Source organism: Brevundimonas sp. GN22 (assembly GCF_054824005.1).
This window is the reverse complement of record NZ_JSYD01000003.1, coordinates 44,632-58,398: the sequence shown is the minus strand read 5'-3', so window position 1 is coordinate 58,398 and position 13,767 is coordinate 44,632. Positions and strand designations below refer to the sequence as shown.

Sequence of the window (13,767 nt, the reverse complement as noted above, 5' to 3'; positions counted from 1 at the left end):
CCGCGTATCCTCGCCACAGTTGACGGTGCTCCTCGACGTCGAAGGCCCCGCGACGGGTGCGTGGTCGACGTCCGCATGCGGGCAACCGGCGGCGATCGAGGTTGTGTGCGGCAAGGATCGCCTGTTCACCTCGGCAGGATGGACGCCGCGTTCGCCGGACCGCAACGCGCTTCGCCTGTCGGCGGGAGCTTCGACCCTCACATTGGGCGAGCGTCCGATTGGCGAGCCGCTGGGCGGCTGGAAGGCCGACCTTCTGGGCCCGCGCCTGATCAGCGACCCGATCCATATCACGCGCGATCATCAGCAGACCGATACGGCCATCTGGCTGGAGGTCGAGCACGATGGCTGGATGCCGCTTTACGGTCTGATGCACCAGCGCCGCATCTATATCGACCAGAGCAGTGACGAGATGCGCTCGGAAGAATGCCTGCATCCGCCGCATGGACGTCAGGAACCGGGCCGTATTGCCGTGCCCTATGCCCTGCGGTTCCAACTCGATCCGGACGTTCAGGCTTCTCTGGCGCGCGACCGTCGCTCGATCCTGCTTCGTGGTCCCTCGGGCAAGGGCTGGTGGTTCCGCAGCGACGGTCCGGATGTGGCGATCGAGACGGCTGTTCATGTCGATGACGGACTGACCCGTCGCTCGATGCAGATCGTGGTTCGTGGCTCGGCTCGTACCGATGCCGAGACCAAAATTCGCTGGAAGCTGGCCCCCGCAAGCGAGGAGTAGGTTGAGCAAGGGCGGCGCGAGCGTCGCCCTCCAGCCCTCAGTGCCCTGATGAATATTTCATGACACTGCGAGATGCGGTGTGCGGGATAATCCATCATAATCAGTATCTTACCTAGTAATGGCATCAAGCGTTCTGTAACAGGCGAACACCCCCGCCATCTAGAGGGGGCCCAAGGGGTGACGACGCCGGATACCGGTGCTAGAGGCGCGCCATCTCCTGCTCCTAGCTGTTACGGACGTCGCCATGCCCGCCGCTCCCGATTTTCCACCCGCCCCTAACGCGGTTGCGCCTGCGCGCGCCCTGATTTCCCTGTCCGACAAGGCCGGACTGGAAGAGGTCGCCCGCACGCTTCACGATCTTGGTGTCGAACTGGTCTCGACCGGTGGCACCAAGGCCGCCATCGCAGGTTTTGGACTGCCGGTGAAGGACGTGGCGGACCTGACCGGTTTCCCGGAAATGATGGACGGTCGCGTCAAGACCCTGCACCCCATCGTGCACGGCGGCCTGCTGGGCGTACGCAACGCCCCGACCCACGCGGCGGCCATGACCGAGCACAACATCGGTGCCATCGATATCGTCTGGATCGATCTCTACCCGTTCGAAAAGACCGTCGAGAGCGGCGGTGGCTTTGAAGCGGCCATCGAGAACATCGACATTGGCGGCCCGGCCATGATCCGTTCGGGCTCCAAGAACCATGGCCACGTCGCGGTCGCCGTTGATGCCGAGAGCATCAAACTGATCGTCGAAGCCCTCAAGGCCGACGGTTCGACCTCGCTGGACCTGCGTAAGAAACTGGCGGCCCGCGCCTTTGCCCGTACCGCCGCCTATGACGCCGCTGTGTCGTCGTGGTTCGCTGGCCAGCTGGAAGATGTGGCTCCGGCTCGCAAGTCGATTGCTGGCGAACTGGCCCAGACACTGCGTTACGGTGAAAACCCGCACCAGACCGGCAGCTTCTATCGCACCGGCGAGAAGCGTCCGGGCGTTGCCTATGCCGAACAGATCCAAGGTAAGGAACTGGGCTATAACAACATCGCCGACGCCGACGCCGCCTATGAGCTGGTCGCCGAGTTCTCGGAACCGGCCTGCGTCATCGTCAAACACGCCAACCCGTGCGGCGTGGCTGTCGGCAAGGACCTTGCCGAGGCCTATGCCCGCGCTCTGGAATGCGATGCCGTCTCAGCCTTTGGCGGCGTGATTGCCGTCAACCGTCCGCTGACCGAAGCCGACGCCATTGCTATCACCGGCATCTTCACCGAAGTGGTGATCGCACCGGGTGCCGACGATGCGGCCAAGGCCGTGTTCGCCGCCAAGAAGAACCTGCGTCTGCTGATCACCGACGGCCTGCCGGATCCGCATGCCGAAGGTAACGTCTTCCGCTCGGTCGCTGGTGGCTTCCTCGTGCAATCGCGCGACCAGTCGAACCTCAAGCCTTCGGACCTCAAGGTGGTGACCAAGCGTCAGCCGACCGAGAAGGAAATCGAGGACATGCTGTTCGCCTTCACCGTTGCCAAGCACGTGAAGTCCAACGCCATCGTCTATGCCAAGGACGGCCAGACCGCCGGCATCGGGGCAGGCCAGATGAACCGTCGCGACAGCGCCCGTATCGCCGCCATCCGCGCCAAGGAAGCCGGTGAAGCCAAGGGCCTCGACGTCTCGCTGGCCGAAGGCTCGGCCTGCGCGTCGGAAGCCTTCTTCCCGTTCGCCGACGGCCTGCTGGAAGCGATCGCTGCTGGCGCGACTTGCGTCATCCAGCCTGGTGGCTCGATCCGCGACGACGAAGTGATCGCCGCCGCCGACGAAAAGGGCATCGCCATGGTCTTCACGGGGACCCGCGTGTTCCGCCACTAAAAGTGACGGGCCCTAACGCGGGGGACGCGGTCCCCCGCTTCTTGAGGGGCTTTTATTTTCCCTGTCGCAGATGACACGGTCATCTGGTGCTTGAGGGTGTAAAAAAGGCGCTGTGAGCAATCACAGCGCCTTTCCTTTTGCCTTGTTCAGGCTCCGGCGATCTTGTTCGTGGCCTCGCGGATGATGGCCGCGATACGGGCAACCTCTTCGGCCTCCAGCGCAGGCTCGTGGCCCAGTTTCTGGCGCAGGGTATGGCGGAATGCCTCCAGCGCCTCGCTGATTTCGGCGGGCCTGCCGCCCTTGCCCTTCATCGCCTCCATCCTGGCCTCGACGCGGGCCAGAACCTCGGCGTTGTCTTCCAGAAGGCGCTGGCCTTCCTCGGTGATCGCGTAAAGCTTTTTGCCGCCTTCGGTGGAGATGCTGACCGCGCCCATGTCTTCCAGCAGCGACAGGCTGGGATAGATGACGCCGGGGCTGGGCGCATAGACGCCCGCCATGCGGGTCTCGATAGCCTTGATCAACTCATAGCCGTGCGACGGCTTCTGGCCGATCAGCGACAGCAGCAGCCAGCGCATGGCCCCGTGTTCGAACAGTCGGCCACCGCCGCCCCGTCCGCCGCGCATACGCCCGCCTTCATGGAGGCTATGTTTCATCTCGCGCATATGACGATGCCTGTGGCCACGTCCGCAGCGGGTTTCTCGTTCTTTGTTCCAACCGTTGTGTAGGTCTTTCAATCGATGCTTACCTTTTCGATATATCGCAATGACCAAATAGATATATCTGATTTGGATTTGTGCAAGTCTCTTTTTTGAAGCGCCGGAAACCCCTATTTGAATCCTATGGATACGCTTGCCAGCCGTTGGGCCGCTCTTGAACCGCATGTGATCGTTGTCGGTCCCGACGACGATCTGCCGCGCCCCGCTGTGCTTTTGTTCCACGGATGCGGCGGATTACGCAGCCACCTCCCGCGTTATGCCGAGGTGGCCAAGGCCGCAGGGTGGCGGGCGTTTATCGTCGACAGCTACGGCCCGCGCGGCTGGACGCGGCTGCGGACCCTGCTGACCGTTTGCACCAATATGTCGTTCAATGGTCTGGACCGCACAGGCGATCTGCTGGCCGCCTGGCATGGCGTGGCAGCAAGGCCCGATGTCGATGGCTCAAAAATCGTTCTGGGCGGTTGGTCCCACGGCGGTTGGTCCATAATGGAGTTGATGGTCAATGCGTGGGAAGACGGCGCGCTGGGCCTCAAGGACGCGTCAAAGCATGGTTTGTCCGCACCCGCAGGGATCTGGCTGGCCTATGCCTATGTGGGCTTCCTTGCACGCAACCGCATGAAGCCGTGGCACACCCCAACTGATGTTTATGCCGTGACCTGTAGCCGCGATCACCTGACGACGGTGCGCAATGCCGAGAAGGTCAATGACGCCATCCGCGCCCGCGGATGCACGGTGGAAAGCTGGATCGGGGAAGGCACTCACGCCTTTGACGAGCCAACAAGCAATGGCCCGATGAAGCACAACCCCGAGAGCACCCTAAAGATGCTGGAGCGGTTCAGCGGCTTCTTGAAACGCCTCGCCTAAATCGGCACCAGCGTGCGCATCTTCATTGGCGCACGCACACTAAAGCCCAGCCCCTCATATAGGGCGATGGCACGCGTGTTGTGATCATAGGAATGCAGGAAGGCGATATCGCCCCGCGCCAGTATAGGTTCGATCACACAGCGCATGACAGCCGCAGCCAGCCCGCGACCCTGCGCATCGGGATGGACGCAGACACCTGAGACCTCGGTAAAGCCGTCCGGCTTCATCCGCTCTCCGGCCATGGCCAGAAGGCGACCCTCTTCCTTCACGCCATAAAAATCGCCGAGACGGTGGGTGTGCTCGAAAAAGGGGCCGGGCTCGGTCAGAGTGGCGAGAGCCAGCATCTGGGCGGCATCATCGTCCGTCAGCTTTTCGACATGCACCGGACGTGTCTTTCCGGCCTTCAGCGTGCCAAGCGTCATTTGCAGCAGCACGGCTTCGCGCTCGATACGGAAGCCCTGCGGCACCGACTGTTCCAGCGCCTCAACCGAGACCAGCTTGCCTTCGGGCACCGGCAGGCGCTGGACGTCCGACGTCACCGCCGGATCATCCACCGCCACGAACACCCCATAACCGGACGCCATGCGCACGGCCCCGCCATCGCGCACAACCAGATGCGACTGGCGCGAGGATGCAAGGGCGCTTTGCACCACACGATCGAGCGGATGGGCGTTCATCGGTGAAGTGCTGTCAGCTTAGCCCTGCCAGAAGCCGACGATCTTCTTGACGTCTTCGACCACCGGTTGTGCCACTTCGCGCGCTTGGGCAGCACCCTTGGACAGAACGCGGTCGATTTCAGCCGGATCGTTCAGGAGGCGACGCATACGCTCGGTGACCGGTGCCATCGACTCGACGGCCAGTTCGGACAGCTTGGGCTTGAAGGCACCAAAGCCCTGACCACCGAACTCGGCCAGCACAGCCTCGCGGGTCATGCCCGAGAGTGCCGCGTAGATGGCCACAAGGTTCTTGGCTTCCGGGCGACCTTCCAGACCGTCGACTTCGGACGGCAGCACGTCCATGTCCGACTTGGCCTTCTTGATCTTGTTGGCGATGGTGTCTGCATCGTCAGTCAGGTTGATGCGCGACAGGTCCGACGGATCGGACTTGGACATCTTGGCCGAACCGTCACGCAGGGACATCACACGCGTGGCCGGACCCTGAATCATCGGCTCAGGCAGCGGGAAGAAGTCCGGCACGCCGAAGTCGTTGTTGAACTTCTGGGCGATGTCGCGGGTCAGCTCGAGGTGCTGCTTCTGGTCCTCGCCGACCGGCACTTCGGTCGCCTTGTACAGAAGGATGTCAGCGGCCTGCAGCACCGGATAGGTGTAGAGGCCCACCGAAGAGCGCTCTTTATGCTTGCCCGACTTTTCCTTGAACTGGGTCATGCGGTCCAACCAGCCGAGGCGGGCGGTGCAGTTGAAAATCCACGCCAGTTCAGCGTGCGCAGGCACGGCCGACTGCGGGAAGATGACCGACTTTTCCGGATCCAGACCCGCCGCCAGATAGGCCGCAGCGATTTCACGCGTCTGGGCGGTCAGCTTGTCGGGGTCCTGCCAGACGGTGATGGCGTGCATATCGGCCACGAACAGGTAGCAGGGGGCGCCCGCATCCTGCATCTCGACGAAGCGCTTCAGCGCGCCGAGGTAGTTGCCAAGGTGCAGCGCACCGGAAGCCTGGATGCCGGACAGGACGCGGCGAGGGCCAGTGTATTGGGCCGGAGTTTGATGAGTCATGGGTAAGCTCTGGGAGTAAGGCGGTCTTGGGAGCGTGGCTGCTGGCCAGCAGGCAGCAACAGGTAAAAGCAGGCTGACATAAGGTCAGCCGCGCCATCGTCCTGTCAGTCGGGGCAATCCACGGAGCATGGGCAGTGGCTTATCCTCTCGGTGGCACGAGGGCAACCCGCTCAAACCGCGCCCGCCCGAAGCGTGGTTAAGCCCGCGGTAACCGGGAACCAACTCTATTCCTGGGATATCTATGTTACATCAACCAACCGTAACTGTATCCGGAACCCCCAAGATGGATGAGTTCGACGTCGCCCCCGCTGAAGGGTTTTCTCCCACTCAGGCACTGGAACGCATGCTCCGACTGATGCTGGTGCTGTTCGAGGAGGTGCAGGAATACCGCCGCGACCTGATCCTCTCCGAAGGTCCGGATGTGCTGGCCTACCACCTCGACGAGTCGTTTGTGGCCGCGCTCAAGATAGCGCGTGACGATACCCGCGAGATGATCCGCCGACTTCAGGCCATCGATTTCGCTCTAAGCGAGAAGGAAGACCTTCGACTGGAGGGGCCGGTGCTGCGGTTCAAGATGATGGCCATCAAGGTCGCCCTCTATGAGGCCAATGCCGTACATCCCTCTCGCGGGCGGGACGTGCGTCGCGGCTGGCCCCTCTATCGGCGGGCTTTGTTGAGCGTCTTCGCAAGCATGGACGGGCCGCTGACAGCCCTGACAACAGTGCTCAATGGCCCACGAGGACCGCTGGATTTCCAGCAGGGCCTCGTGGCACTCATTTCGCTGAAATCAGGCCCCACGGCGTAGCAGGCGCTTGATCTCCGAGACGGTCACGGCGCGGGTGGCGAAAGCCAGCACTACATAGGTCATCCCGCCGAAGCCGACGACCACCAGCATGGCCAATTCTTTAACGCCATGGGTCGTGCCCAACATAGACATAAACTGGCCAATCGGACCCTCGATATAGGGACGCGCCCAGCTGCACAGGGCGACGAACACCCCCATACCCGCGCTGGCCAGAGCAATGCGGATGAGACGCTGAACGGCGTGGGCGCTGGGGCGATAGTGATCGCGCTTCCACAAGGTCGCCGCCAACAGCAGGGCGTTGACCCAGGCCGAAGCGCTGACCGCCACGGCCAGACCGGAAATCTTCAGGAACGGGAACAGGCTAAGCGCGACAGCCGCATTCACAACCACCGAAATCAGGGCAAAGCGCATCGGCGAGCGGCTGTCCGACCTCGCATAGAAGGCCGGCGCCAGAATCCGGATCAGCACAAAGGCCGGCACGCCCCACGCAAAGTGGAAAAGGGCCTTGGCCGTATTGACCGCGTCGAAGGTCAGGAACTCGGCGCGGGTGTAAAGCCCGTCGATGAGGAAGTAGGGCATACCCATCAAGGCCGTCGTCGCCGGAAGCGTCAGAGCCATAGACAAGATCAAGGCCTCGTCCATCGAGCGCTGCTGCTCGTCATGATCGCCACCCGCAACGGCTGCCGACAGGCGCGGCAACAGGGCGATACCGATGGCCACACCGACTAGCCCCAAGGGCAGTTGATAAAGACGATCAGCCGTCGCCAGCCATGTACGGCCGCCATCGACGAAGCTGGCTAGATTGCCCGAGAGGAAGACGTTGATCTGGGTCGCGCTGTTGCCGATGGCTGCGGGAATGGCCGTAATGATGATCGCCTTTACCGCAGGCGTCATGCGCGGCAGAGAAAAGCGCACATTGGCTCCGGCCTTGCGCACGGCCCACCAGCACAGGCCAGCCTGCGCAATACCGGCGACCAGAACGGACCAGCTCGCCGCTGTTGCCGATGCGACAGGGCCGCCCGTAACCGGCAGGACCGCAGCCAACATGATGACGTTCAACAGGATCGGATAGGCACCCGACACAAGGAATTTGCCACGCGCGTTGAGCACCCCGCTCAGCAAGGCCGCAATCGCCATACAGGGCAGATAGGGCATGGTGATCTGCGTCAGCACCACCGCCAGTTTGAAGCGGGCCGGATCATCGAGAAAGCCGACATTGATCACCGTCATCAGCCAAGGCATGGCGATCTGGGCGATGATCGTCAGCACCACCGTCACCGTGGCGATAACCGCCAGAGCATCGGTAGCGACCTTGTCGGCGGCCTCCGGACCGTCAGTTTTCAGCGTGCGGGAATAGGCAGGAACAAAAGCCGCTGCGAAAGCGCCTTCGGCAAAGATGCGACGGAACAGGTTGGGGAAGTTCAGCGCCGTATAATAGGCATCGGCCGCCGGCCCGGCAGAGGCCCCAAGCGCACCCGTAATGACGATGTCCCGTGCGAAACCCGCCAGACGGCTGAGCAGGGTCATGCCGCTGAAGATGGCCGACGACTTGGCGACACCCGTGCTCTTGGGCGTGACCGGAGCCTGCTCCAGCACGGCCTCGCCAGCGTCAGCGGGCGACACTTCGGTCGCGGGTTTGGGCATCGGATTATTAAACTGATCGGTCACAGACGGCTCCTCGTCAAAAGTCGCTTAGCGCGACCGAGGCGTCTTGGATACGGGGACCGCGTCGATATCGGAAACATCGCGCAGGCTGGCGCGCACGGGCGTGATGGTACGGCCCTCGGGGGCCAGTGGTTTGGCATCCAGAATGGCAATCAAATCCTGCCGCAGGCGATCCAGCTGTCCCGCGTCCGAAGGTTTGTTGCCCTTCATATCCGTTAGATAAAAGGCATCCACTGCCCGCTCGCCAAAGCTGGCGATGTGGGCCGAGCGGACCGAGAGGTCATGCGCCGAGAAGGCGCGTGCCAACTCGGACAGCAGGCCGGGGCGGTCTGCACCGGACACCTCGACCACCACAGCATGGGGCACGATCCTGGTGTCGATCCGCACCACCGGATGGACGTCGAAGATGGCGCGGCGGGCGGTAACGCGATGCGCCTTCTGGGCCGAGGTGCGCGCGCCTTTCAGGACCGCACGCTCCAGGGCGCGGGCCAACAATGCCAGACGCCGCGGCTCGTTCAGGCCATAGGCGGCCCCGACACCGTCCTGGATTTCAAAGATTTCCAGCGCCGTCCCGTCTTCACGCGTGGCGAGCCGCGCGCCCACGATATCGGCCCCTGCCAGAGACAAGGTCGCAGCCATGTCTGCGAACAGGCCTTTGCGGTCATTGGTCGCCACAGCAATGCGAGATGTGGACTCAAGTGCGGCCTGCGGCAGAGCCGTCTCGACCGCCACACCGGCGAAGCGCGCCCGCTCGATCAGATCGGCATAGTCATCGCCGATATCGTCGCCTGTCACGGTGTCGCCCTTGAAGAGGGCCTCGGTCTTGTCAAACAGGGCGCGCATAAGCTGGCCCTTCCATCCGTTCCAGACCCCCGGTCCGACGGCGCGGATATCGGCGACCGTCAGCACCATCAGCATGCGCAGCCGCTCCAGATCGCCTACGGCTTCGGCAAACGCCCGCACAGTGGCGGGATCGGATACGTCGCGTTTTTGCGCATAGTCGCTCATCAACAGGTGATGGCTGACGAGCCAGACCACCAATTCGATGCGGCGTGGATCAATACCCAGCCGCTCGCAAGCGCGGCGTGCGGAGATAGCGCCATCCTCCAACTGACCACGATCCCCGCCCTTGCCCACATCGTGCAACAGCATGGCCAGCATCAGGGCCTCGGGATCGACGATGCGGTGGATGATAGTCGAGGCCGCCGGATGGTCTGCTTCCAGCTTGCCCTTCTTGATGTCGTCGATGATGCCGATGGCCTGAAGCGTGTGCTCGTCGACCGTATAGGCGTGGTACATATTGAACTGGGTCTGGCCGACGATCCGCCCCCATTCCGGCAGGAACCGACCGAGCAATCCCGTCTCGTTCATCAGCGACAGAACACGATAGGGACGCCGGCTTCGTGCCAGCAAATGCAGCACGGCATCCGACGCCCGCGGGTCGCGCCGCACCGCTGGCGTCACCAGCCCCAGAGAACGGATGACGGCGGTGAAGGCATCGGGGTGCAGGTCGATATCCAGCCTGTCCGCCTCGACGAACAACATCAGAAGGCGCACCGGATCGCGGGCAAAGACATTGGGGTTATTCACTGTCAGTCGCCCTTGCTCGACGGACAGGCCCTCGAAGGCCAGCTGTCCGCGCCCGCGCCTGAACAACCGCGACAGGCCGCGTGACAGACCTTCCGACCGCTTCTGCTGTCGAGCTTCCAACTGGGCCGACACAGCGCGCGTCAGCCCGCCCACCTGACCGGCAACAAGGAAATAGCGGCGCATAAACCGCTCCACCGCCAGTTCATTTCCCCGACCGCGCCAGCCCATGCGGCGTGCGATTTCAGGCTGGAAGTCGAACGTCAGCTTTTCCTCGGCCCGCCCCGCTACAAGATGCAGATGGATACGCACCTGCCACAGGAAACCGATCGCCTCGCGGAAACTTCGCATCTCGCGCGCGCTCAATAGTTCCGTCAGAGCGCCCTTGCCGCGCTCGTTGTCGGGGTCGATCGACAGGGCAATCCAAAACAGGGTGTTCAAGTCCCGCAGCCCGCCCTTGCCGTCCTTGACGTTGGGCTCGACGCGGTTACGAACGCCACCGGTCTTCTTCAGCCGGACGTCGCGCTCTTCCATCTTGGCGGCGATAAAGGCCTTGGGGTCCGTCTCGCGTATCCACGCGCGAACCTTTTTCAGTAGATCGTTGCCCAACCGCTCGTCGCCCGCGATGACCCGCGCCTCGAGCATGGTGGTGCGGATCGTCATGTCGGATTGCGACTGCTCCACCGCCTGACGGAAGGAGCGAAACGCCGAGCCGACCTTCAGGCCCAGATCCCAAAGGACATAGTGCACAAACTCGACCACCTGAGCGGCGCGCTCGCTGGTCGGCGTAGAGGGCCGCAAGAACAGCAGGTCCAGATCCGAATAGGGTGCCAGCACCCCGCGCCCGTATCCGCCAACGGCCAACAGGCAGAGCCGGTCTTTGGGATGCGGATACAGCACCTCGGTCGCAACGGCCCATAGCTCGGTCAAAAGCTTGTCGGCTGCTTCAGCGTAGAGACGGGCGACCTCGGCCCCGTCACCTCCGCTCTCAAGACGGCGCCGTGCCCGTTCGCGACCCGCCTCGAACCCTTCGCGCAGATAGGCTGCAACCGCGCCCCTTACGTCTGCGGCGCTTGCCGCCTCGATCAGGCGCGGATCCAGGGTCATGGCTTTTTCGACAGGCCTTTGAGGCGGTACAGAGCCTCCAGCGCTTCGCGCGGCGACAGATCGTCCGGATTGATCTCGTCCAAGGCCGCATCGACGGGCGACGGGCCAACGGGTTCCGGATCCGGTGCGGCCGCTGCAAACAACGGCAGTTCCTCGAGACTGGAACCGGAGGTCTTTTCCTTTTCCAGCTTGTCCAGCACAGACTTGGCGCGGCTGACGACCTTGGCCGGAACGCCGGCCAGACGCGCGACCTGCACACCATAAGAGCGGTCCGCCGCGCCCTTCACAGCCTCGTGCAGGAAGACCAGATCGCCGTTCCACTCCTTGGCCGCCATCGAGAGGTTGGAGACGAAATCCAGTCGCTCTTCGAGCCGTGCCAGTTCGTGATAGTGGGTCGCGAAAAGGGTACGGCTTCGGTTCGTTTCATGCAGCGCCTCGGCGGTCGCCCATGCGATGGCCAGACCGTCGTAGGTCGCGGTACCGCGCCCGATTTCGTCCAGCACGACAAAGCTGCGCGGTGTGGCCTGCGTCAGGATGGCGGCGGTCTCGACCATTTCCATCATGAAGGTCGAGCGACCACGTGCCAGATCATCGCCTGCGCCGACACGGCTGAACAGACGGTCCACAACACCCAGACGCATGGTGCGTGCGGGTACGAAAGCTCCGGCCTGAGCCAGAATAACAAGCAGGGCGTTCTGGCGCAGGAAGGTCGACTTACCGGCCATGTTCGGCCCCGTGACAATCGACAGGCGGCTGCCGCCCTGACCATCACCCGAAAGGCAACAGTCATTGGGCGTATAGGGGTTGCCTTGCGCCTTTACCGCCGCCTCGACGACGGGGTGGCGGCCGCCTTCAACGAAGAAGCACAGGCTGTCATCCACGACGGGCCGGACCGCACCGACCTCTTCGGCCCATTCGGCCAGACCGGCGTGGGCATCCAGTTCGGCGATAGCCTCGGCGACGGCCTGAAGCTTCGGAGCCAGACGAGCGACTTCGCGACGCCAATTTTCAAAGGTTTCGGTTTCGATCGCCAAGGCGCGGTGACCGGCCTGACTGATCTTGGCGTCCAGTTCCGACAGCTCGACCGTGGTGAAACGCACCTGATTGGCGAGGGTCTGACGGTGGATGAAGGGGCTGTCGGGCCCAGCCCGCATCAGAGGTTCGGCAGCCTTGGCCGAGGCCTCGAGGAAATACCCCAGCACCGCGTTGTGGCGCACCTTGAAGGCCACTCCGCTTTCTGCAACCGCACGGGCTTCCAGATCGGCGATGACGCGTCGGCTGTCGTCGCGAAGCGCGCGCGCAGCATCCAACTCCGGTCTGTGGCCAGGGTTCACATAGCCACCATCGCGGGCCAGATGGGACGGCTCGTCCACCAACCCGTCACGCAGATCGCCCAGTAGTTGGGACAGTTCGGCATCCAGAGCCAGCGATGCCAAGGCTGCCAAAATACGGGCAGGAGGGGCGGCAATCGGATCGGCCACAGCTGCGGCAAACATCCCGCTAAGCAGTTCGGCCGTCAGCAAACCCGAGCGAATGGCGGACAGGTCACGCGGCCCTCCACGTCCCAGAGCCAAACGGGAGGTCGCGCGGGCAACATCGGCACTGGATCGCAGAGCGTCGCGCAAATCGCGGCGCAGGGGACGTTGCTCCAGCAACCACTCCACCGCATCCAGCCCCTGATTGATCGCTGCCGGATCACACAAAGGCCGCGCCACCCGTTCGGCCAATGAGCGCGCTCCGCCCGAGGTCACGGTCCGGTCGATGGCGTGGAGCAGCGAGCCATCGCGCTCGCCGCGCTGGGTGCGGTCGATCTCGAGGCTGAGACGCGTGGACGGATCGATGGCCAGATGGCCTACGTCGCCACTGCGGCGCGGCGGGGCAAGCGCAGGGATTTTACCCGCCTGCGTGGTTTCCAGATAGGCAGCAATCAGGCCCAGCGCCGAGACTTCGGCCTCTTCGAACGCGCCGAATCCATCCAGCGCCGACACGCCGTAAAGGCGTTGCACGCGATCGCGCGCCCCGGCGGGCTCGCCCAAGGCTTGGGGAATAGCCTGCACCACACCTCCAGAACCATCCAAGGCAGCCTTCAGATCGCTGTCGCTGAACAGCCGGTCCGGCACCAGAACTTCTGACGGGCGGAACGCCGCCAGGACCGAGCCCAGATCGGCGATGTCGCACGCCACGGAATCCACAGCCCCTGCCGACAGTTCGACTACAGCCACAGCAGCGCGGCCCTTGCGGATAGCCACAGCCGCGAGCCGGTTGGCTCCGCGTGCATCCAGCAGGCTGTCTTCGGTCAGGGTGCCGGGGGTGACCACGCGCACCACGTCGCGGTGAACCACCGCCTTGGAGCCGCGCTTCTTGGCTTCGGAGGGGTCTTCCAACTGTTCACAGACGGCAACCTTGAAGCCCTGGCGGATCAGACGCGCCAGATAGCCGTCCATGGCGTGCACCGGCACGCCTGCCATCGGAATATCCTCGCCCTTGTGCTTACCGCGCTTGGTCAGGGTGATGCCCAGAGCCGCAGCCGCCGTTACCGCGTCATCAAAGAACAACTCGTAGAAATCGCCCATCCGGAAGAACAGGATGGAGTCCGGATGGCCAGCCTTGGCCGTCAGGAATTGCGCCATGACGGGCGTGGTGCCGGCATCAGGCGTCAGATCAACTTTGGGCGGGTGGGACAGAGGCGCGTTCATACGGCCTACAGGGTG

10 protein-coding genes are annotated in these 13,767 nt (G+C 63.4%); 4 read left to right on the top strand and 6 right to left on the bottom strand.

Features of this window, described 5'->3' with window-relative positions:
• Window positions 1-730 (top strand): heparinase II/III domain-containing protein (locus tag OB03_RS00620; RefSeq protein WP_461342865.1); only part of this gene is annotated, 730 nt, incomplete at its 5' end.
• Window positions 731-974: 244 nt separating this feature from the next.
• Window positions 975-2,579, top strand: coding sequence for a bifunctional phosphoribosylaminoimidazolecarboxamide formyltransferase/IMP cyclohydrolase (purH, locus tag OB03_RS00615; protein WP_461342864.1), 1,605 nt, complete (start codon window positions 975-977; stop codon window positions 2,577-2,579).
• Window positions 2,580-2,725: 146 nt separating this feature from the next.
• Here purH and OB03_RS00610 read toward each other — a convergent pair whose 3' ends face one another.
• Window positions 2,726-3,241 (bottom strand): PadR family transcriptional regulator, encoded by a 516-nt coding sequence (locus tag OB03_RS00610; protein WP_461342863.1) that lies wholly within the window; start codon window positions 3,239-3,241, stop codon window positions 2,726-2,728.
• 177 nt (window positions 3,242-3,418) lie between these two features.
• Here OB03_RS00610 and OB03_RS00605 point away from each other — a divergent pair, with 177 nt between their 5' ends.
• Window positions 3,419-4,159 (top strand): dienelactone hydrolase family protein, encoded by a 741-nt coding sequence (locus OB03_RS00605; protein ID WP_461342862.1) that lies wholly within the window; start codon window positions 3,419-3,421, stop codon window positions 4,157-4,159.
• Here the strand turns inward: OB03_RS00605 and OB03_RS00600 are convergent.
• The gene (locus tag OB03_RS00600; protein WP_461342861.1) at window positions 4,156-4,836 is read right to left on the bottom strand and encodes a GNAT family N-acetyltransferase; all 681 of its coding nucleotides are present in this window, start codon (window positions 4,834-4,836) and stop codon (window positions 4,156-4,158) included. The two genes, OB03_RS00605 and OB03_RS00600, sit on opposite strands and share 4 nt — an antisense overlap.
• 18 nt (window positions 4,837-4,854) lie before the next feature.
• A complete protein-coding gene (trpS, locus tag OB03_RS00595) occupies window positions 4,855-5,892 on the bottom strand; it encodes a tryptophan--tRNA ligase (protein ID WP_461342860.1) in 1,038 nt (345 codons plus the stop codon).
• A gap of 283 nt (window positions 5,893-6,175) precedes the next feature.
• Here trpS and OB03_RS00590 point away from each other — a divergent pair, with 283 nt between their 5' ends.
• The gene (locus tag OB03_RS00590) at window positions 6,176-6,697 is read left to right on the top strand and encodes a hypothetical protein (RefSeq protein WP_461342859.1); all 522 of its coding nucleotides are present in this window, start codon (window positions 6,176-6,178) and stop codon (window positions 6,695-6,697) included.
• Here OB03_RS00590 and murJ read toward each other — a convergent pair.
• From murJ to mutS, 3 genes are read right to left on the bottom strand one after another with little or no spacing between them, the layout of a single operon-like run.
• A complete protein-coding gene (murJ, locus tag OB03_RS00585; RefSeq protein ID WP_461342866.1) occupies window positions 6,680-8,341 on the bottom strand; it encodes a murein biosynthesis integral membrane protein MurJ in 1,662 nt (553 codons plus the stop codon). The two genes, OB03_RS00590 and murJ, sit on opposite strands and share 18 nt — an antisense overlap.
• Window positions 8,342-8,389: 48 nt before the next feature.
• Entirely contained in the window at window positions 8,390-11,056 is a 2,667-nt protein-coding gene (glnD, locus tag OB03_RS00580; protein WP_461342858.1) for a [protein-PII] uridylyltransferase, read from the bottom strand.
• A complete protein-coding gene (gene mutS / locus OB03_RS00575; RefSeq protein WP_461342857.1) occupies window positions 11,053-13,752 on the bottom strand; it encodes a DNA mismatch repair protein MutS in 2,700 nt (899 codons plus the stop codon). The genes glnD and mutS overlap by 4 nt, the downstream gene beginning before the upstream one ends.
• Window positions 13,753-13,767: the final 15 nt, after the last annotated feature.